Annotated in this window: 20 protein-coding genes and 1 riboswitch; of the genes, 9 read left to right on the top strand and 11 right to left on the bottom strand. The window is 71.7% G+C overall.

What is annotated here, in order from left to right; genetic code table 11:
* The first annotated feature begins 43 nt into the window (after positions 1–43).
* The 4 genes from OHA58_RS28370 (at position 44) to OHA58_RS28355 (ending at position 3,763) form a co-directional block, all read left to right on the top strand.
* On the top strand, positions 44–277 hold the full coding sequence (locus OHA58_RS28370) for a hypothetical protein (protein WP_100592621.1): 234 nt from the start codon (positions 44–46) through the stop codon (positions 275–277).
* 55 nt (positions 278–332) lie between these two features.
* Positions 333–1,127 (top strand): SURF1 family protein, encoded by a 795-nt coding sequence (locus tag OHA58_RS28365; protein WP_405482289.1) that lies wholly within the window; start codon positions 333–335, stop codon positions 1,125–1,127.
* 90 nt (positions 1,128–1,217) lie between these two features.
* Positions 1,218–3,002 (top strand): glycoside hydrolase family 15 protein, encoded by a 1,785-nt coding sequence (locus OHA58_RS28360; protein WP_405482287.1) that lies wholly within the window; start codon positions 1,218–1,220, stop codon positions 3,000–3,002.
* A 5-nt stretch (positions 3,003–3,007) separates the two neighbouring features.
* On the top strand, positions 3,008–3,763 hold the full coding sequence (locus OHA58_RS28355; protein WP_405482285.1) for an SDR family oxidoreductase: 756 nt from the start codon (positions 3,008–3,010) through the stop codon (positions 3,761–3,763).
* An 18-nt stretch (positions 3,764–3,781) separates the two neighbouring features.
* Here the strand turns inward: OHA58_RS28355 and amaP are convergent, their stop codons facing one another.
* The 5 genes from amaP to OHA58_RS28330 are packed head-to-tail and all read right to left on the bottom strand — an operon-like array spanning position 3,782 to position 6,059.
* The gene (gene amaP, locus OHA58_RS28350) at positions 3,782–4,369 is read right to left on the bottom strand and encodes an alkaline shock response membrane anchor protein AmaP (protein ID WP_405482284.1); all 588 of its coding nucleotides are present in this window, start codon (positions 4,367–4,369) and stop codon (positions 3,782–3,784) included.
* The gene (locus OHA58_RS28345; RefSeq protein ID WP_405482283.1) at positions 4,366–5,028 is read right to left on the bottom strand and encodes a DUF6286 domain-containing protein; all 663 of its coding nucleotides are present in this window, start codon (positions 5,026–5,028) and stop codon (positions 4,366–4,368) included. The genes amaP and OHA58_RS28345 overlap by 4 nt, the downstream gene beginning before the upstream one ends.
* Complete coding sequence (locus OHA58_RS28340; protein ID WP_405482281.1) at positions 5,025–5,369, bottom strand: hypothetical protein; 345 nt, start codon at positions 5,367–5,369, stop codon at positions 5,025–5,027. The genes OHA58_RS28345 and OHA58_RS28340 overlap by 4 nt, the downstream gene beginning before the upstream one ends.
* Before the next feature lie 3 nt (positions 5,370–5,372).
* A complete protein-coding gene (locus OHA58_RS28335; RefSeq protein ID WP_405482280.1) occupies positions 5,373–5,558 on the bottom strand; it encodes a hypothetical protein in 186 nt (61 codons plus the stop codon).
* Between the two features lie 39 nt (positions 5,559–5,597).
* Entirely contained in the window at positions 5,598–6,059 is a 462-nt protein-coding gene (locus tag OHA58_RS28330) for an Asp23/Gls24 family envelope stress response protein (RefSeq protein WP_405482279.1), read from the bottom strand.
* 117 nt (positions 6,060–6,176) lie between these two features.
* Between OHA58_RS28330 and OHA58_RS28325 the strand changes: the two genes are divergently transcribed.
* Positions 6,177–6,911 (top strand): nucleopolyhedrovirus P10 family protein, encoded by a 735-nt coding sequence (locus OHA58_RS28325; RefSeq protein ID WP_405482278.1) that lies wholly within the window; start codon positions 6,177–6,179, stop codon positions 6,909–6,911.
* Positions 6,912–6,965: 54 nt separating this feature from the next.
* Here the strand turns inward: OHA58_RS28325 and OHA58_RS28320 are convergent, their stop codons facing one another.
* The 3 genes from OHA58_RS28320 to OHA58_RS28310 form a co-directional block, all read right to left on the bottom strand.
* Positions 6,966–7,778 (bottom strand): enoyl-CoA hydratase/isomerase family protein, encoded by an 813-nt coding sequence (locus OHA58_RS28320; RefSeq protein ID WP_405482277.1) that lies wholly within the window; start codon positions 7,776–7,778, stop codon positions 6,966–6,968.
* A gap of 138 nt (positions 7,779–7,916) precedes the next feature.
* Entirely contained in the window at positions 7,917–8,141 is a 225-nt protein-coding gene (locus OHA58_RS28315; RefSeq protein WP_189492003.1) for a helix-turn-helix domain-containing protein, read from the bottom strand.
* Between the two features lie 393 nt (positions 8,142–8,534).
* Positions 8,535–10,133, bottom strand: a complete 1,599-nt coding sequence (locus tag OHA58_RS28310; RefSeq protein WP_405482275.1) for an ABC-F family ATP-binding cassette domain-containing protein — start codon at positions 10,131–10,133, stop codon at positions 8,535–8,537.
* A gap of 223 nt (positions 10,134–10,356) precedes the next feature.
* Between OHA58_RS28310 and OHA58_RS28305 the strand changes: the two genes are divergently transcribed.
* Entirely contained in the window at positions 10,357–11,235 is an 879-nt protein-coding gene (locus tag OHA58_RS28305) for a neutral zinc metallopeptidase (protein ID WP_405482274.1), read from the top strand.
* A gap of 393 nt (positions 11,236–11,628) precedes the next feature.
* Here the strand turns inward: OHA58_RS28305 and OHA58_RS28300 are convergent, their stop codons facing one another.
* The 3 genes from OHA58_RS28300 to OHA58_RS28290 all read right to left on the bottom strand — a co-directional run bounded on the left by OHA58_RS28300 (position 11,629) and on the right by OHA58_RS28290 (position 15,099).
* Positions 11,629–13,044, bottom strand: a complete 1,416-nt coding sequence (locus OHA58_RS28300; RefSeq protein ID WP_405482273.1) for a hypothetical protein — start codon at positions 13,042–13,044, stop codon at positions 11,629–11,631.
* A gap of 180 nt (positions 13,045–13,224) precedes the next feature.
* Positions 13,225–14,352 (bottom strand): alpha/beta hydrolase family protein, encoded by a 1,128-nt coding sequence (locus tag OHA58_RS28295; RefSeq protein ID WP_405482272.1) that lies wholly within the window; start codon positions 14,350–14,352, stop codon positions 13,225–13,227.
* 69 nt (positions 14,353–14,421) lie between these two features.
* Entirely contained in the window at positions 14,422–15,099 is a 678-nt protein-coding gene (locus OHA58_RS28290; protein WP_405482270.1) for a class II aldolase/adducin family protein, read from the bottom strand.
* A 203-nt stretch (positions 15,100–15,302) separates the two neighbouring features.
* On the opposite strand from OHA58_RS28290, the gene OHA58_RS28285 reads away from it, so the two are divergent.
* The 3 genes from OHA58_RS28285 to OHA58_RS28275 all read left to right on the top strand — a co-directional run bounded on the left by OHA58_RS28285 (position 15,303) and on the right by OHA58_RS28275 (position 17,738).
* Positions 15,303–16,046, top strand: a complete 744-nt coding sequence (locus OHA58_RS28285) for a lysozyme (protein WP_405482269.1) — start codon at positions 15,303–15,305, stop codon at positions 16,044–16,046.
* A gap of 189 nt (positions 16,047–16,235) precedes the next feature.
* Entirely contained in the window at positions 16,236–17,501 is a 1,266-nt protein-coding gene (locus OHA58_RS28280; RefSeq protein WP_405482267.1) for an anion permease, read from the top strand.
* A gap of 15 nt (positions 17,502–17,516) precedes the next feature.
* Positions 17,517–17,738, top strand: coding sequence for a hypothetical protein (locus tag OHA58_RS28275; RefSeq protein ID WP_100592482.1), 222 nt, complete (start codon positions 17,517–17,519; stop codon positions 17,736–17,738).
* 109 nt (positions 17,739–17,847) lie between these two features.
* Positions 17,848–17,992: riboswitch (cobalamin riboswitch) on the top strand.
* Positions 17,993–18,076: the final 84 nt, after the last annotated feature.

The raw sequence follows: 18,076 nt of genomic DNA, 5'->3' as shown, positions 1-18,076 counted from the left end.
CCGCCGCTCGCCCCGCGCGACCGCGAAGCCCACCCTGTGGCGCATGGCACGTTGTGAGGTCTGCGGAAACGACTACGGAATGTCCTTCGAGGTGCACGCGCAGGGCGCGGTGCACGTCTTCGACTGTTTCTCCTGCGCCATCCACCGCATGGCGCCGATCTGCGAGCACTGCCGGTGCCGCATCGTCGGCCAGGGAGTAGAGGTCGACGGGCACTGGTACTGCGGGGCGCACTGCTCCCGCGCGGAGGGGAAGGTGGGGATCGTCGACAAGGTCTGAGCCCTCCGGCACACCCCCGTGATGTCGCCCCACGACCGAGTTGTACGGTCGTGGGGTGTACCGCTTCCTGTTGTCCCGGCAGTGGGTGATCCTCACCCTCATCACCCTCCTCCTCATCCCCACGATGATCGAGCTGGGCTTCTGGCAGCTGCACCGTCACGAGCACCGCGTCGCGCAGAACGATCAGATCGGTGCCGCGCTCGCCGCGAAGCCGCTGCCCGCCGAGCAGCTCACCTCCCCCGGGAAGCCCGTTCCCAAGGCCGAGATCCACCGCAGGGTCTTTGCGAAGGGGACGTTCGACACCGCGCACGAGGTCGTCGTGCGGCGCCGCACGAACACCGACGACGAGGTCGGCTTCCACGTCCTGACCCCGTTCGTCCTCGACGACGGCAAGGTGCTCCTGGTCAACCGCGGCTGGATCCCGGCCGACGGCGCGCAGACCGCGTTCCCGAAGATCCCGGCGCCCGCGCGCGGCGAGATCACCGTCACCGGCCGCCTCATGGCCGACGAGACGACCGCCGCGAGCGGCATCAAGGACATCAAGGGCCTGCCGGACCGTCAGATCATGCTGATCAGCAGCGGCCAGCAGGCCAAGGCGCTCGGCAAGCAGGTCCTCGGCGGGTTCATCGAGCAGACGTCGCCCGACCCGAAGGGCAACACCCCCCAGCTGATCCCCACGCCCAACCACAGCGACATCGGCCCGCACATGGCGTACGCGGTCCAGTGGTGGCTGTTCGCCGCGGCCGTGCCCGTCGGCTTCGTCGTGCTGGTCCGGCGCGAGCGCCGCGACCGCGCCGAGGCGGCGTCGGCCGAGGAGACCCCCGCGGGCCCCGAACCCGCCACGGTGTAGGACCCGGAGCCACCGCCGCGCGCGCATTCGCCCTCACCCGCCCGGCCCCCGGTGGGATTGGCGGCCCCGTCCGCCGGGAACCCGGCTCACGTGCACCGACCCCTTGAGGACTACGCGCTCATCGGCGACCAGCAGACGGCCGCCCTCGTCTCCCGTGCCGGCTCCGTCGACTGGCTCTGCCTCCCGCGCTTCGACTCGCCGGCGTGTTTCGCCGCGCTCGTGGGCAAGGAGGAGAACGGCCACTGGCGGCTCGCCCCGAAGGGCGCGGGCGACTGCACCCGCCGCTCCTACCGCCCCGGCACCCTGGTCCTCGACACGGAGTGGGACACCGACGAGGGCAGCGTCCGGGTCACCGACCTGATGCCGCAGCGCGACGAGGCCCCCGACCTCGTACGTATCGTCGAGGGGCTCAGGGGCCGCGTCACGATGCGCGGCACCCTGCGCCTGCGCTTCGACTACGGGTCGATCGTGCCGTGGATGCGCAGGTCCGACGGCCACCGCGTGGCTGTCGCGGGGCCCGACTCGATGTGGCTGCGCAGCGAACCCCCCGTACGCACCTGGGGCAAGGACCTCACCACCCACTCCGAGTTCACCGTCGAGGAGGGCGAGTCCGTCGCGTTCGTGCTGACCTGGCACCCGTCGCACGAGCCGCGCCCCGGCCTCATCGACCCGTTCGAGTCCCTGCGCCGCTCCCAGGAGCAGTGGGAGGAGTGGTCGGCGCAGTGCCGCTACGAGGGCCCGCACAAGGACGCGGTCCTGCGCTCCCTGCTCACCCTGAAGGCGCTCACGTTCGAACCCACCGGCGGGATCGTCGCCGCGCCCACCACGTCGCTGCCGGAGGAGCTCGGCGGCGTGCGCAACTGGGACTACCGGTACTGCTGGCTGCGCGACTCGACCCTCACCCTCGGCGCGCTCGTGTCGGCCGGCTATCTCGACGAGGCCAAGGCATGGCGGGACTGGCTGCTGCGCGCGGTCGCGGGCGACCCGGCGGACCTGCAGATCATGTACGGGCTCTCGGGCGAGCGCCGCCTGCCCGAGATCGAACTCCCGTGGCTGGCCGGATACGGCCACTCCGTCCCCGTACGCGCGGGCAACGACGCCGTGCACCAGCTCCAGCTCGACGTGTACGGAGAGGTGATCGACTCGCTCGCCCTGGCACGGGTCGCGGGTATGCCGTCCGAGCCGCACGCGTGGCGGCTCCAGCTGGCCCTCGTGGAGTTCCTGAGCACCGCGTGGCGCTGGCCCGACCAGGGGCTCTGGGAGGTCCGCGGGCCGCGCCGGCACTTCGTGCACTCGAAGGTGATGGCGTGGGTGGCCGCCGACCGCATCGTCAAGGCCCTGGAGGACGAGCCCGGTCTGCCGGGCGATCTCGTCGCCATAAGGCGGCTGCGCGACGACATCCACCGTGACGTCCTGGAGCGCGGATACGACGCGGAACGCAACACGTTCACCCAGTACTACGGCTCGGCCGAGCTCGACGCATCACTGCTGATCATCCCCCTCGTCGGCTTCCTGCCGCCGGACGACCGGCGCGTCCTCGGCACCGTCCAGGCGATCCGCGACGAGCTCTCCGACAACGGCTTCGTGCGCCGCTACAGCGCCGAGGCGACCGGTCTCGACGGACTCCCGGGCCGCGAGGGCACGTTCCTCGTCTGCTCGTTCTGGCTCGCGGACGCGCTGCATCTGACGGGGCATACGCAGGAGGCCCGCGAGCTGTTCGACCAGCTCTGCGCGCTCGGCAACGACGTGGGGCTGCTCGCCGAGGAGTACGACCCCGTGTCGGGGCGCCAGCTCGGGAACTTCCCGCAGGCCTTCAGCCATATCGGCCTGGTGGGGACCGCCTTCACACTGTTCGGGACCGGCGAGGCAGGATAGGACCCATGGATCTTGGACTGAAGGACCGTGTCTACGTCGTCACCGGCGCCACCCGCGGCCTGGGCAACGCCGCCGCGCGTGAGCTCGTCGCCGACGGCGCGAAGGTGATCATCACCGGGCGGGACGAGAAGCGGGTGGCCGAGGCCGCCGAAACGCTCGGCGAGAACGTCGTGGGCATCGCCGCCGACAACGCCGACCCCGCCGGCGCGCGGCGCCTGATCGACGCCGCGCGCGAGAACTTCGGCGGCTTCGACGGCGTACTGATCAGCGTCGGCGGGCCGGCCCCCGGCTTCCTCGCGGACAACACCGACGAGCAGTGGGAGTCGGCCTTCGAGTCGGTCTTCCTCGGCGCGGTGCGGCTCGCCCGCTCGGCCGCGGCCGAACTCGGTGAGGGCGGTGTCATCGGCTTCGTGCTCTCCGGCTCCGTCTACGAGCCGATCCCCGGCCTGACCATCTCCAACGGCCTGCGCCCCGGGCTCGCCGGGTTCGCGAAGTCCCTCGCGGACGAGCTGGGCCCGCGCGGCATCCGCGTCGTCGGGCTGCTCCCGGCGCGGATCGACACGGACCGGGTCCGTGAGCTCGACGGCCTCTCCGCCGACCCGGAGGCGACCCGCGCCGCCAACGAGGCGGGCATCCCGCTGCGCCGCTACGGCAGGCCGGAGGAGTTCGGCCGCGCCGCCGCGTTCTTCCTCTCGCCCGCCGCGTCGTACCTCACGGGCGTGATGCTCCCGGTGGACGGCGGCTCCCAGCACGGCTTCTGAGCCGGCGGGCCTGTCGGATCAACTCACGCGCTCCGCGCGGTGCTTCACCGCGCGGAGCCGCACCTCGGCCGGCAGGGCGGCGAGCCCGGCGGAGTCCCGCGCGTGCCCCAGGGCCTCCTCGCTGATCCGCTGAAGCGCAGCCCCGGGCTCCGCGTGCGGTTCGAGGAGCAGGCCCATGCGTACGTGGGGTGCGGAGCGCCGCCCGGTCAGGAGGACCCCGGCGCTCTCCACGCCGTCGAGCGACTCCGCCTCGCTGACGAGGACCCCTTCGAGCGCCCGGCCGCGCAGCAGCGCGCCCTCGCCGTCCCCGGTGTCGACGAGGACCTCGGCAAGCCGGCGCCGCCGCAGTTGGGCGACCAGCCACCACAGGGCGAGCAGCACGCAGACGGCGAGCACGGCGATGACGACCGGCCACCACCAGCCGTCGTCGCGCCACCGGTAGCGGTCCGCCCTGCTCAGCAGCACGTCGTGCCGCCCGTAGTAGATCCACCAGGTCGGCGGGGGCGCGCCGAGCCCGACGGCGAGTACGGACCCTCCGAACACGACGAGGATCAGTCCGGCAAGGCCGACGACGACCCGGTTCACGGTCCTGAGCACGGGGCTCATCCCTTCTTTCCGGGCCGCGCCACGTGTACGGACAGACCGGGCGTGGCGGTGAGCCCGAGCCCCTTGACGGTCTCGCCGATCACGGCATCCAAGTCGGCGCGTACGTCGTCGAGTTGACGGAAGTGGGAGACGGCCCGCACCTCGGCCTTGGAGCGCTTCATCCGTACGCGTACGGACTGCACGCCCGCCACCTCCATGGCCCGGTCACGCAGGACCATGGCGGCCGCGTCGCGGTGCAGTCCGGCCCGTACGTCCGGGTGGGTGCGGCGCATCGGCAGGACGGCACGGAGGCCGGGCGTCGCGGCGAGCACGATCAGCCACAGCCCGAGCGCGGCGGCCACCCCGGCGCCGACCAGCACCCACACGTTGTCCAGGGGCCGGTCGGCGAGTTCGCGGGCGAGGGCGCGCCGCCAGTGCATCGCGGAGTGGCCCGCGCGCACGGCGGCGATGTCGTAGAGCAGGATCCCGGTGCCGCCGAGGAGGACGATCGCCACCAGTGCGGCGGGGATCCGGCGCGACGACCAGAAGCGGCCGGTGCCGTGCTCGCCCTCCGGCGTGGGCAGCGCCTTGTAGGTGGCCGCAGAGCCGGACTGGCCGAACTGGTCGAGCTCGCCCTGCCCGCGTTCGACGACGGGCAGGGGCTGTGTGGGCTCGCTCATCGGATCCTCCGCTGTGCCGCGCCGCGATCGTGCTCCGAGTGCAGCCGCTCCACCTGGACGGCCACCTCGGGCACCTCCATCCCCGCCAACGCCTTTACCCGCTCGGCGACTTGGCGACGCACGGCGCCGCACTGCGTTCCGATGTCGCCGGGGTAGTCCAGTTCGAGACTGATCCGCACATGGGCGATGTCGTGGCGCACGGAGACAGTGGCGTGCGGGGCGCTGCCTTTCGCGGGAACGGCCGGGAGCGCCTCACGCGCCGCCTGTGCGGCGATCTTCGCGACGACCCGGTCGGCGATCCGGGTCGCGCCGCGACCGGCGGGCGCGACCTGCGTCGCCACCGGTCACCGCCGCCGGTCGCCGCGCGTGCGGAAGAAGTCGCCGAGTTCCAGGTCCCCCTCGAGGAACCGGCCGGCGACGAAGCCGACGGCGCCGAGCGCCGCCACCAGCAGGAAGGCACCGAAGCCGCCGAAGTATCCGGCGAATCCGAGAGCCATTCCGGCGATCATGCCGATCACGGCCAGGTTCATCGAGCGCTCCTCCTCAAGGGCAAGCTCGCGGGCAGGTGGTTACTGAAGCCGGGACTCCGGCTCCTCGTCCTCTTCGTCGGGCAGCTTCACGTCGCTCACCGCGATGTTGACCTCGACGACCTCGAGGCCGGTCATGCGCTCGACGGCCGCGACCACGTTCTCGCGCACGTCACGGGCGACGTCGGCGATCGACACCCCGTACTCCACGACGATTTCCAGGTCGAGCGCGGTCTGTACCTCGCCGACCTCTGCCTTCACCCCTCGCGACACTGATTTGGTGCCGCCGGGCACCCGGTCGCGTACGGCGCCGAAGGTGCGGGACAGGCCGCTGCCCATCGCGTGCACGCCCATGACGTCCCGCGCGGCGAGGCCGGCGATCTTCTCGACCACACCGTCGGCGATGGTGGTGCGTCCTCGCGTCCCGGCGGCTCCCCCGCCCCGCTTGGTCACAGTGGTCCTGCTTCCGGTCGCTTCCCCCGGCTTCTCTGCGGTGTCGCTCATCGCGGGTCGTCCCTTTCGAAGAGGTTCTCTCAGGTCGTTCTCTGGGAGTCACTGCTCTTTCGACCACACTAAGTGCGGTTGCCCGGTCGCGCGCCAGGGATGCGGCAGGCTGGGGCAATGAGCGCTGACCGATGGACGCAGGCAGTACGACACCAGCTCGGGCTGGGCAGGCTGGTACCGCTCGGGGGTCCGCGTGACGGGTGCTGGCTGGCCGAGTCGGCGGCGCGGTCGTCGTTGCGCCAGGCGGTCCGATCAGTGCCGGGGGTGCGGCTGGGAAGCCTGCGGATCGAGCTCGCCGACCCCGAAGGCTCCTACGAGTCCGCGGTGCCCGCGCCGCCGAGTGCCCTGCCGCCGGGGCCGCTGAGAATCGTCGCGGAGTGCGCGGCGACGCCGGACGAACCGCTGCCCACGGCCGCGTCCCGGCTGCGCGCGGCACTGAACGGCGCGGCGTCCGACGGGCTCGGGCTCACGGTGGCGGAGGTGGACCTGCGGGTGACGGCGCTGCTCGACGACAGTGCGCAGGCGCAGCCCGCCTCAGGGGACGCGGAGGCGGATATCGCGGACGGCGGGCAGGCGAAGAGTGACAGCGACGAGGAACGGGTCGGGCAGGCTGCGCTCTCCGTGCCGGGGGTGGCGCGGCTGACCGGTTCGCTGGGCGGCCTGGGGCGTGCGGTGCACATCGGGGAGCGTTCCGAGGGCACGGCCGCGCTGCCGCGCCGCCATGTGCGGATCGAACTGGCGGTGTCGGGCGGGCGGCGGGTGCTCGATGTGGCGCGGGACGTGCGGACGGCGGTCACCGGGGCCCTGGCGGATGGTCCGTCAGTGGCCGTTCTGGTGACCGCCGTGCGCTGAGGGCCGTCCGGCCCGGGTCGGCCCGGGTCATGCGTCGGCCATGTGTGGGTCGCGTCAGTCGCCGAGGCCTGCCAGGTCCCGGAGCCGGCGTCCCTGTGCGGCGCGCTCGGCGGTGCGCTGCTCCTCGTACGAGCGTCCGGAGACGCCCTGGAGCAGGGCCTTGGTCTCGATGACGGCGTCGCGGGGCGCGGCGACGAGTGCTCCGGCGAGGTCGCGCGCGGCGGCGTCGAGCTGGTCGGCGGGCACGACGAGGTTGGCCAGGCCGATGCGGCCCGCCTCGTCGGCGTGGACGTAGCGGCCGGTGACGCAGATCTCCAGGGCGCGCGCGTATCCCACGAGGGAGACGAGGGGGTGCGTGCCGGTGAGGTCGGGCACCAGACCGAGGCTGGTCTCGCGCATGGAGAACTGCACGTCCTCGGCGGCGATCCGCAGATCGCAGGCGAGGGCGAGCTGGAAGCCGGCGCCGATCGCATGTCCCTGCACCGCGGCGACCGTGATGATGTCGCTGCGCCGCCACCAGGTGAACGCCTCCTGGTACTCGGCGATGGTGTCGTCGAGCACGTCGTCGGAGCCGCGCGCCAGGTCGATGAAGGACGGCTCGCCGTCGAAACCCTCGGGCGTGAACGCCTGACGGTCGAGGCCCGCGGAGAACGAGAGGCCCTCCGCGCGCAGCACGACGACGCGCACGCTGCCCGGCAGGGACTTCCCGGCGTCGGCCAACGCCCGCCACAGAGCGGGACTTTGGGCGTTGCGCTTGTCCGGGTTGGTCAGCGTCACCGTGGCGAGGGAATCGTCGACGGTGAGGCGGACCCCGTCCTTGTCGAATACCGGTGCGAACTTGCCGGTTCCGGTGTCGAGCGAAGCCATGTGTGCCTCCGATGGTGTGCGCAGTGGGGCAAGGACGTGCCGAACGTGTCGACGCCCTCGAAACTACTGCACAGTAACCAACCGGCCGGTCGGCGGACCGACCGGGTGGTCACCATCGAAGCCTGTGCACTGCCCGAGTCAGCCGGCCGCGGTCGCCTTCTTGCCGCGTGTAGCCCCGCCGCGACCTCGCAGCGTGACTCCCGACTCACTGAGCATCCGGTGCACGAACCCATACGAGCGGCCGGTTTCCTCGGCCAGCGCTCGGATGCTCGCACCGGAGTCGTACTTCTTCTTCAGGTCTGCCGCGAGCTTGTCGCGCGCGGCGCCGGTTACCCGGCTGCCCTTCTTCAGAGTCTCGGCCACCCGTGCCTCCTCATGGGAAGTGCGCTCTGGACTTCTCATGATCACCCCTCCTGGGCTTCCTGGCCACCCATTCGGCAAGGTCCGTACGACGAGCTTGTGGGGTCGGGAAGCGGTCGACACGAGTGGAACGGAGGGTTCCGGGCGCACCCGGGCGGGGCCGGAAACGGCGTTCTCCGCGAAGGGCCAGGTCAGCGCCTTGCCAGTCGGCACAAGGGGCCCGGCGCCGGTGCGGCGACGCAATCCGTGTAGGACACACCGCGGTACGAGGAGATCTCACTCAGATGATGGATCACGGATCGGCCGAATGATCCATACCGAGTGGATCAGCCTTTCGATCAAGCCGTGCTGACGGCCGACCGTGATCGTGCGGGCCCGGACGCGGGCGCCGGAGGGTCAGGCGAGGCTGACCAGATCCGCGTAGTCCTGGCCCCAGAGGTCCTCGACGCCGTCCGGCAGCAGGATGATCCGCTCCGGCTGGAGCGCGTCCACGGCGCCCTCGTCGTGGGTGACGAGGACGACGGCGCCCTTGTAGGTGCGCAGCGCGCCGAGGATCTCCTCGCGGCTGGCCGGGTCGAGGTTGTTCGTGGGCTCGTCGAGGAGCAGGACGTTCGCGGACGACACGACGAGCGTGGCGAGCGCGAGGCGGGTCTTCTCACCGCCGGACAGGACACCGGCCGGCTTGTCGACGTCGTCCCCGGAGAACAGGAACGAGCCGAGCGTCTTGCGCACCGCGACCAGGTCCAGGTCGGGGGCGGCGGAGCGCATGTTCTCCAGGACCGTGCGCTCCGGGTCGAGGGTCTCGTGCTCCTGCGCGTAGTAGCCGAGCTTGAGGCCGTGGCCCTCGATGATCTCGCCGGTGTCGGGCTTCTCGGCTCCGCCGAGCAGCTTGAGCAGGGTGGTCTTGCCCGCGCCGTTGAGGCCGAGGATGACGACGCGCGAGCCCTTGTCGATGGCCAGGCCGACGTCGGTGAAGATCTCCAGGGAGCCGTACGACTTCGACAGGCCCTCGGCCATCAGCGGCGTCTTGCCGCACGGGGAGGGCTCGGGGAAGCGCAGCTTGGCGACCTTGTCGGAGACGCGGACCGCGTCGAGCCCGGCGAGCAGCCGGTCGGCGCGCTTGGCCATGTTCTGCGCGGCGACGGTCTTGGTCGCCTTGGCGCGCATCTTGTCGGCCTGGGAGTTGAGGGCCGCGGCCTTCTTCTCGGCGTTCTGGCGCTCGCGCTTGCGGCGCTTCTCGTCGGCCTCGCGCTGCTGCTGGTAGAGCTTCCAGCCCATGTTGTAGACGTCGATCTGGGAGCGGTTCGCGTCCAGGTAGAACACCTTGTTGACGACCGTCTCGACGAGGTCGACGTCGTGGGAGATCACGATGAAGCCGCCGCGGTACGACTTCAGGTAGTCGCGCAGCCAGACGATGGAGTCGGCGTCGAGGTGGTTCGTGGGCTCGTCGAGGAGCAGGGTGTCCGCGTCCGAGAAGAGGATGCGCGCCAGCTCGATACGGCGGCGCTGACCGCCGGAGAGCGTGTGCAGGGGCTGGCCGAGCACGCGGTCGGGCAGGTTGAGCGCGGCGGCGATGGTGGCGGCCTCGGCCTCAGCGGCGTATCCGCCCTTGGTGAGGAACTCCGTCTCCTGGCGCTCGTACTGCTTGAGCGCCTTCGCGCGCGTGGCGCCCGTGCCGTTGGCGATGCGCTGCTCGTTGTCGCGCATCTTCTGGATCAGGGTGTCGAGGCCGCGCGCGGACAGGATGCGGTCGCGGGCCAGGACGTCAAGGTCGCCGGTGCGGGGGTCCTGCGGGAGGTAGCCGACCTCTCCGGAGCGGGCGATCTGGCCCCCGGCCGGGGTGCCCTCACCGGCGAGGCACTTGGTGAGCGTCGTCTTGCCCGCGCCGTTGCGTCCGACCAGGCCGATGCGGTCGCCCTTGGCGATACGGAAGGTGGCGTTCTCGATGAGGATGCGGGCGCCGGCGCGCAGCTCGATGCCGGAAGCGGTGATCACGGACAGACTCCTGAGCAGGGATTGGACGGCGGAAGGGCTACTGAGGGCGATGAGCCGTCTAGTGCATGCGGAGAATGGCCATGGGCCAAGTCTAACGGGGCGATGCAAACAGTTTTCCGCCCTGCCGTTCCCGGGCCGAGGGGCAGACCGCCACGAACTGTTCGATAGTGGGCGTTGGGCGGCGGGCCGCCGCCCCTGACGTGCGGCAGAGGGCGGTGCGGCCATGCAGTTCGACGACGGCGCCGACCTGGACACCTCCGAGGTCCAGGACAGGCGCCGGGTCCCCGGCGGCCGGCGGACCATCGGCGGCGGCCTCGCGGGCCTGCTCGCCCTCCTGGTCGGCCTCTTCTTCGGCACGAACGAATTCGGCCTCTCCTCCGGCAGTGGCGAACCCGACACCACCGTCTCGTCCGCGGCCCAGGTCAGCCAGGACTGCCGTACGGGCCAGGACGCGAACAACAAGGAGGACTGCCGCATCGTGGCGGTCGTCAACAGCGTCCAGGACTACTGGCGTCAGGAATTCCGCGACCGCGGGGGCACCTACTCCCCCGCGCAGACCGTGTTCTTCACCGGCCAGGTCGCCACCGCGTGCGGCACCGCGACCTCGGCGGTCGGGCCCTTCTACTGCCCGGGCGACCGCAAGGTCTATCTGGACCTGGGCTTCTTCGACGAGCTGCGCACCAAGTTCGGCTCCAGCGGCGGCCCCTTCGCGCAGGCATACGTGGTGGCGCACGAGTACGGGCACCACGTGCAGAACCTGATGGGGACGCTCCAGCGCTCCCAGGACGGGCGTACGGGCCAGAACAGCAACGCGGTGCGGGTCGAGCTCCAGGCGGACTGCTACGCCGGGGTGTGGGCGCACCACGCGACGACGACGCCGGACGACAAGACGGGCAAGCCCCTGATCACGAACCTCACCGACGCGGACATCCGCGACGGCCTGGACGCGGCGGCCGCCGTCGGCGACGACCGGATCCAGGAGAAGTTCCAGGGCCGCGTGACGCCCGAGACCTGGACGCACGGCTCGGCGCAGCAGCGGCAGCAGTGGTTCTACGAGGGCTACCGCAGCGGCGACATGGCGCAGTGCAACACGTTCCGGTGAGCGGGACCGGCTCCCGGGGCGAATTGTCGGTGCCGGGCGCCAGGCTGGATCCGGCAGCACATTCCGGACCGGCGTAAGGCGTGCGTCCGCCGTCGGTAAGAAGGAGTGAGCACATTGAATCCTCCCCCAGCTAAAGCAGGGGGATTCCTGGCTCACGCTGCCTGCGGGTCAGCGACCGGACAGGTCTTCCACGATCAACACCAGCCGGGACGAAACCTGCCCGGTTTGGTACGGCAACGCTTGGAGGTGCATGTGCTGTCTTGGTTCTCGATCAGCAGGGTGGGCGGTCTTTCGCCCTGGGGGCCCGTTTCTTGCCCTGCCCCATAGGAATCGGAGGTATCAGGCTTCGGCACCTGCGCCCCCGAGGTGCCGGCCTGATCGTGGGGCGCGGTGTCACGCGCCTCCGGTGTGTACCTGGAAGGCGGCCCGGCGGACGGCCTTGGCGAGCGCCGGGTCCGGGTGCGCCGCGGCCAGCGCGACGAGGACCTGCACGGTACGCGGATGCCCGGCCGCCCGGACCTCGTCGAGCAGGGCCGGCACGGTGGGCTGCACGGCGGACTCCAGATGGCGCACGAGGAGCTGCGCCTCGCCGTGGTCCGCGACGGCCGCCGCGGTGTCCACCCACAGCCAGGTCGTCTCCTCGCGGGTCAGCACCATGTGGACGTCCTCGGGATCGGCGCCTTCGTACTCGGCGAGCCACAGCAGCGCGTAGGGGCGCAGGGGCGGCTCGTCGGCGACGGATCGGACGACGGGCTCGGCGGGGGCTCCGACGACGCGCAGGGCCTCGAAGGCCAGGCCGCGCAGCAGGGCGTCCTCGCCGCGGGCGGCGGCGATCAGCTCGGTGACGGCGCTGCCGACGGGGCGGGCGGCGAGCCAGGCGCGGTACTCGGCACGGGCCGCGTTCGGGCGCAGCCGTGCGCAGCCTCTGAGCATGTCCTCGGCGGACTGCTCGATGTTGCCCGCCGGGGACTGGGCGGCCACGCAGATCTGCTCCAGCTTGACCCAGACCGCCCAGCTGCCGAGCGGCGTGAGGGTGGCCTGGCCGTCGGCGTAGGTGAGGGCGCCGACGGCGGCGAGGCCGTGCAGGGCCCAGTCGAGGAGCGGGGGGAGGTCGGTGCCGGTGGCGCCGGTCGCGGGTCCGGTGCGCTCGGGCTGCGGGCCGTAGGGGATCTCGCAGCGTTCCGTGCGCAGTTCCTCGACGCGCTGGCCGAGCAGGTCGAGGAGTTGCGGGACGGGGACCGGGCCGGCCGAGAGCTGGAGGAGGGAGAGCACCTGGGGCATCGCCTCGACGACCTCGGCGACCGCGGCGGCCTCGAGACTCTCGTCGGCGGGGTGGGCCAGGGACCAGGCGTCGAAGAGCGCGACCCAGCCGCGCAGCACGGCGGTGTCGTCGCGGTCCCAGGCGCGCAGGCGCCAGCCGGGGCGCGCACTGTCGCCGTGCACCTCGACGAGGCCCGCGAGGCGTGCGGTGTCCCAGTCGGCGCGGACCTGCCGCGGGGTCAGCTCCAGGTCGGCCGCCGCGCGTTCGGCGGTGGGTGCGGAGAGGGCGCCCCTGCCGTCGGGGGTGCCGTGGCCGCTGCCGGGGCTGAGGACGGCGTCGGCCCAGCGGGCCACGCGGACGGCGTCGGCGAGGCCGCGGCGGGCCATGCGGGCCAGTTCCGCCGGGGGTGGGGTGCCCTCCGGCGGGCGGGGCGCCGGGCGGGGCGGGCGAGTCTGGGTCACCACTCCGTCGGCCCGCACGGGGGCGGCGGCGAGGGTGCGCGGGCGGACGAGTCGGAGCCTGGAGTCGCGCGGGATACGGGACGTCACGGGGGCAGTCTTCCGGTTGACGGTCCGAAAACCCAAACGGAATGGTTCCGGGGCTCTTTGCGGGCGTCGCGGGAGGGTCCGCGGACCGGCGCACGCCGGGGGTCTACGCGGGCCTTCCTGCGCATCTGTCCCGTGCCGCCGGCGGGCGGTTCCCGTGCGTCCGACGGAGCTGTGACGGAGCTACATGAGGGGGGTCAGGAAGCGGCGGAGCGTCTCCTCGTACGTCTGCGGGTCCGCGTTCCACATGGCTCCGTGCGGGGCGTCGGCGACGGTGTGGAGGGTGACCAAATCGGGGCGCCGGGCGGCCAGTTCGCGGGACAGGGCCCAGGGGGCGATCTCGTCGTCGGGGCCGTGCATCACGAGTGTGGGGACCTTGAGCGCGTCGGGGTGGGCGGCGGTGTCGAGGCGGTCGCCGTGCAGCCCGGTGCGCCCCTGGGCGGCGCGGACCGCGAGGGACAGCAGGGGGCCGGGGATGCCGCGGGCTCCGGCGAGGGCACGCAGCGTCACGTCCCACGCGAGGACGGGTGAGTCGAGGACGAGTCCGGAGATGCGGTCCCGCAAAGCGGAATGGGCCGCCGCATGCAGTGCCATGGCGGCGCCGGTCGACCAGCCGTGCACGATGACGCGCTGCGCGCCGTAGCGCACGGCGTAGCGGATCGCGGCGTCCAGGTCGCGCCACTCCGTCTCGCCGAGGTGGCCGAGGCCGTCCGGGGAGGAGGGGGCGCCGAGGTCGCCGCGGTAGGCGAGGTCGAGCACGGGGAAGCGGTGGCGGTGCAGGAAGTCCATGAGGACCATGGGGTGCTCGCGTGTGGTGCCCAGGCCGTGGACGGTGATGACCCAGGTGTCGCGGGCGCCGGGGACGAACCAGGCGGGGAGCGCGCCCAGTTCGCCGAGGATGTCGATGTCGGCGTGGTCGAGGCCGAGCGCCGCCTTGGGGTCGCCGATGTGGACCTGGGGCGTGAGCCAGGCCTTGGCGCCGGGTTCGAGTGAGCCGTGGGTGACGCGCTCCAGGCGGCGCACGACGGCGTCCGCGGCGTGCGGGGCGGACTCGAGGGCGGGCCCGACCACGGCGTGGAATCCGTCGCCGCTCAGGCCGTAGGTGCCCCGGCGCAGCGAGGCCAGATCGCGGGTGAGGGTGACCCGGCCCGCGGCGGTGGCGTGGACGGTCAGGCGTGGCTCGGTGGGGAGCGGTCGGCCCGCAGGCGCCTTGAGGGCGGCATCGCTGGCCAACCGGCCGACCGCGACCGCGACCGCGCCGGTACCGATGACTGCGGTGACGGCAGCGGCCGTCGCTCTGGCGGTGCGCACCGTCCCAGTGTCCGCGGCCGGACTCCGACCGGCCAGTGGGGCGCGGCCGCGGGGGCGCCGGGTGGCGGTTCAGCCCTGCTGCCCGTACCCGCGCAGCTTCTCCTCCACCTCGCGCACCTGGTCGCGGGTGAGGAGCGTCGGGGTGTGGTGCGGGTGGGCGCTCGCGGTGAGCCAGACGCGGCACAGCCATTCGAGCTGGGCCGTGCGGTCGTAGGCGGAGGCGAGGGTGTCGCCGTAGGTGAGGGTGCCGTGGTTCTGGAGCAGGCAGCCGGTCCGCCCCTTGAGAGCCTCGAGGACGTTCTCGGCCAACCGCTCGGTGCCGTACGTCGCATACGGGGCAACCCGGACGGGACCGCCGAGGGCGGCGGCCATGTAGTGGATGAGCGGGAGTTCGGGCACGAGAGTGGAGACGGCGGTGGCGTGGACCGCGTGGGTGTGGACGACGGCGCGGGCGGGCGTGGCGCGGTAGACCGCCAGATGCATCGGGAGTTCGCTGGTCGGGGTCAGGGTTCCGGCGCTCTGCCGGCCGTCGAGGCCGACGGCGACGAGGTCGCCCGGGGTGAGCTCGTCGTAGGGGACCCCGCTGGGCGTGACGAGAACGGTGTCGCCGATCCGCACCGAGACGTTTCCCGAGGTCCCGACGACGAGACCGTCGGCGACGGTGCGCCGGGCCGTCGCCACGAGCGCGCTCCATGCCTGCGCGAGCCCCTCCGCTCCCTGTCCCGCACCGCCCGGTTCCTGCGCCATGCCCGCATCCTGCCAGCCGTACGGCGGGCCCGCGCGGATCGTGGGGCCGGGGCACTTTAGTGCGGAGCCCAGAAGTCCGGAAGCGCACGAATGGGCATGAATGCCCGCCTGGAAACGATTGGCTGGAGATCGACGGGCATAGAGGGATCTTCCGGTAGCCTCGGGTGGGATTTGTCATGCACGTCGCCATTCCGGGGGGAAATATGGCTCGTGGTCACAAACCGTTCCGTCGCCGCACGCACCTCGCGACCGCCACATCGCTGGCCGCTCTGACGCTCGGGGGGACCGCTCTCGCCCAGGCTCCGGCGTCCGCGGCGGGCGGCACCAAGGGACACGACGTCTCGTCGCACCAGAAGAACGTCAACTGGCAGAAGGCCAAGAGCAAGGGCGCACGGTTCGTCTACGTCAAGGCGACCGAGTCCACCACCTACCGCAATCCCTACTTCGACCAGCAGTACGGCGGAGCGCGGAACGCGGGCATCATCCGCGGCGCGTACCACTTCGCGCTCCCGAACAAGTCGTCCGGCCGGACGCAGGCCTCGTACTTCGTGCGTAACGGTGGCGCGTGGCGGGCGGACGGCTGGACGCTGCCGCCGGCGCTCGACATCGAGTACAACCCGTACAGCTCGAAGAAGTGCTACGGCCTGAACAAGGCGAAGATGATCTCCTGGATCAGGTCGTTCAGCGACGAGGTGCGCCGCAGGACGGGCCGCCGGCCGGTGATCTACACCAATTACCACTGGTGGAAGAACTGCACGGGCAACAGCACGGTCTTCGCGGGCAACCACGCGCTCTGGCTCGCCCGCTACGACGAGTCCGCCGGGGCGCTGCCCTCGGGCTGGTCGTACTGGACGTTCTGGCAGTACGACAACAGCGGCGGACTGCCGGGTGACCAGAATCTCTTCAACGGTTCGCAGGCCCAGTTGCGGAGGTTCGCCCGCGGCTAGCGGAGGGCTTGCTTCCGCTTGATTCGGCCACCGTTCCGCTTCACGGACGCCCCCGTGCCGCCGCCCCGTTCCCAACGGAGTGGCGGCACTCCGCTTTGAGTCACCGCTCCGCCCGCCCCAGTTCATCTTCCGTTCACTCAGATTGCCTACGGTCCACGTGCCACTGACGTCCAACAGAAGCCTGGGTAAATGGAACACATCACGCTTCTCCTCGGGATCGTGATCGTCACCGCTCTCGTGTTCGATTTCACGAACGGTTTCCACGACACTGCCAACGCGATGGCCACCACCATCTCGACCGGCGCTCTCAAGCCCAAGACGGCGGTGGCCATGTCCGCCGTGCTGAACCTCGTCGGAGCCTTCCTCTCCGTGGAGGTCGCCAAGACGATCTCCGGCGGCATCATCAACGAGGACGGACTCAAGACCGAGGTCATCTTCGCGGCGCTGGTGGGCGCCATCCTCTGGAATCTCCTGACCTGGCTGGTGGGGCTCCCCTCCAGCTCCTCCCACGCTCTCTTCGGCGGCCTCATCGGCGCCGCCGTGATGTCGATGGGCTGGTCGTCGATCAACGGCGGCACCGTCGTCACCAAGATCCTTCTCCCGGCCGTCGCCGCGCCGCTCGTGGCGGGCATCGCCGCGATGCTGGCCACCCGGCTCACGTACCGGATAGGCAGCAAGACCGACCAGAAGGCGACCGCCAAGGGCTACCGCGCCGGGCAGATCGCCTCCGCGGGCCTGGTCTCGCTGGCGCACGGCACGAACGACGCGCAGAAGACGATGGGCATCATCACGCTCGCCCTCATCACGGGCGGCGTCCTGAACCCCGGCTCGAACCCTCCGATGTGGGTCATCGTCTCGGCCGGTACGGCCATCGCGCTCGGCACCTACCTCGGCGGCTGGCGCATCATCCGCACCATGGGCAAGGGCCTCACGGACCTCGCGCCGCAGCAGGGCTTCGCCGCCCAGACCAGCGCCGCGACCGCGATCCTCGCCTCCTCGCACATCGGCTTCTCGCTCTCCACGACGCAGGTCTGCTCCGGCGCCGTGATGGGCTCGGGCCTCGGCCGCAAGGGCGGCGTCGTCCGCTGGTCGACCGCGACCCGCATGTTCATCGCCTGGGGCCTGACCCTGCCGGCCGCCGGTCTGGTCGGCGCGGGCGCCGAGTTCCTCACCAAGCAGGGCTCGTGGGGCGTCGCCGTCACCGCGCTGCTCCTGATCGCCGGCGCGGGCGCCATCTGGGCGCTGTCCCGCCGCAACTCGGTCGACCACACGAACGTCACGGACGACGACGACACCGAGGTCCCGGCCGAGCCCGCCGGCGTCGTGACCACCGCGATCGCGGCCGTCACCCCGCCGCCCGCCGGCACGGTCGCCGACCTGGCCGACGTGAAGACCACCATCCCCGCCTCGCCCGCCCCGCCCTCGGCGGAGCCCGCGCGACCTGCCACGGTCTAAGGAAGCAGCAGCGCTATGCACATCGACTGGGCAGCACTCGGCTCCGTGTTCGGAGTCAGCCTCGTGATCACGGTGGCCCTCGTGGGCCTGTTCACCCTCGGCATCGTCGGCCTCACCAAGCGGGAGTCGGCGGCGGCCCAGGGCAACTCGGCGGCGCTGGCCGTCTCCGGCGCGTACGCCTGCTTCGCCCTGTGCGCGGCGGCCGTCGGGTACGGGATCTTCCTGATCGTCGCCTGACCGGAGGTAACCGGCAGGAGTGCGGGGTGCGGGACGCGAAGGCGTCCCGCACCCCGCTTCGTGTGTGCCTCAGCACACTCTCCCTTCGCAGGTCAACGGCAAGTTGACGGGCGTTCGCGGAGCGTGGTGGACTTCCGGGGCCATCTACGGCAGCAGGAGAGGAAGCCGGTGCGAATCCGGCGCGGTCCCGCCACTGTCACCGAGGTCCCACAGGACCCGGAAGCCAGGAACTCTCGCCGCCGGTCTCTTCCAACCAGGGCGTGGACACCCTGAGTGAGGACATATCGCCATGCGCGGCTGCCAGTTGCGGGTTCTCCCGCCGAGGACGAGTACAAGGG

Origin of the sequence: Streptomyces sp. NBC_00009 (genome assembly GCF_045040855.1) — a bacterium.
Classification (GTDB): Bacteria; Actinomycetota; Actinomycetes; order Streptomycetales; family Streptomycetaceae; genus Streptomyces; species Streptomyces aureus.
Note: the sequence above shows the minus strand (reverse complement) of the source record. Positions and strands in the feature narration are given on the sequence as shown.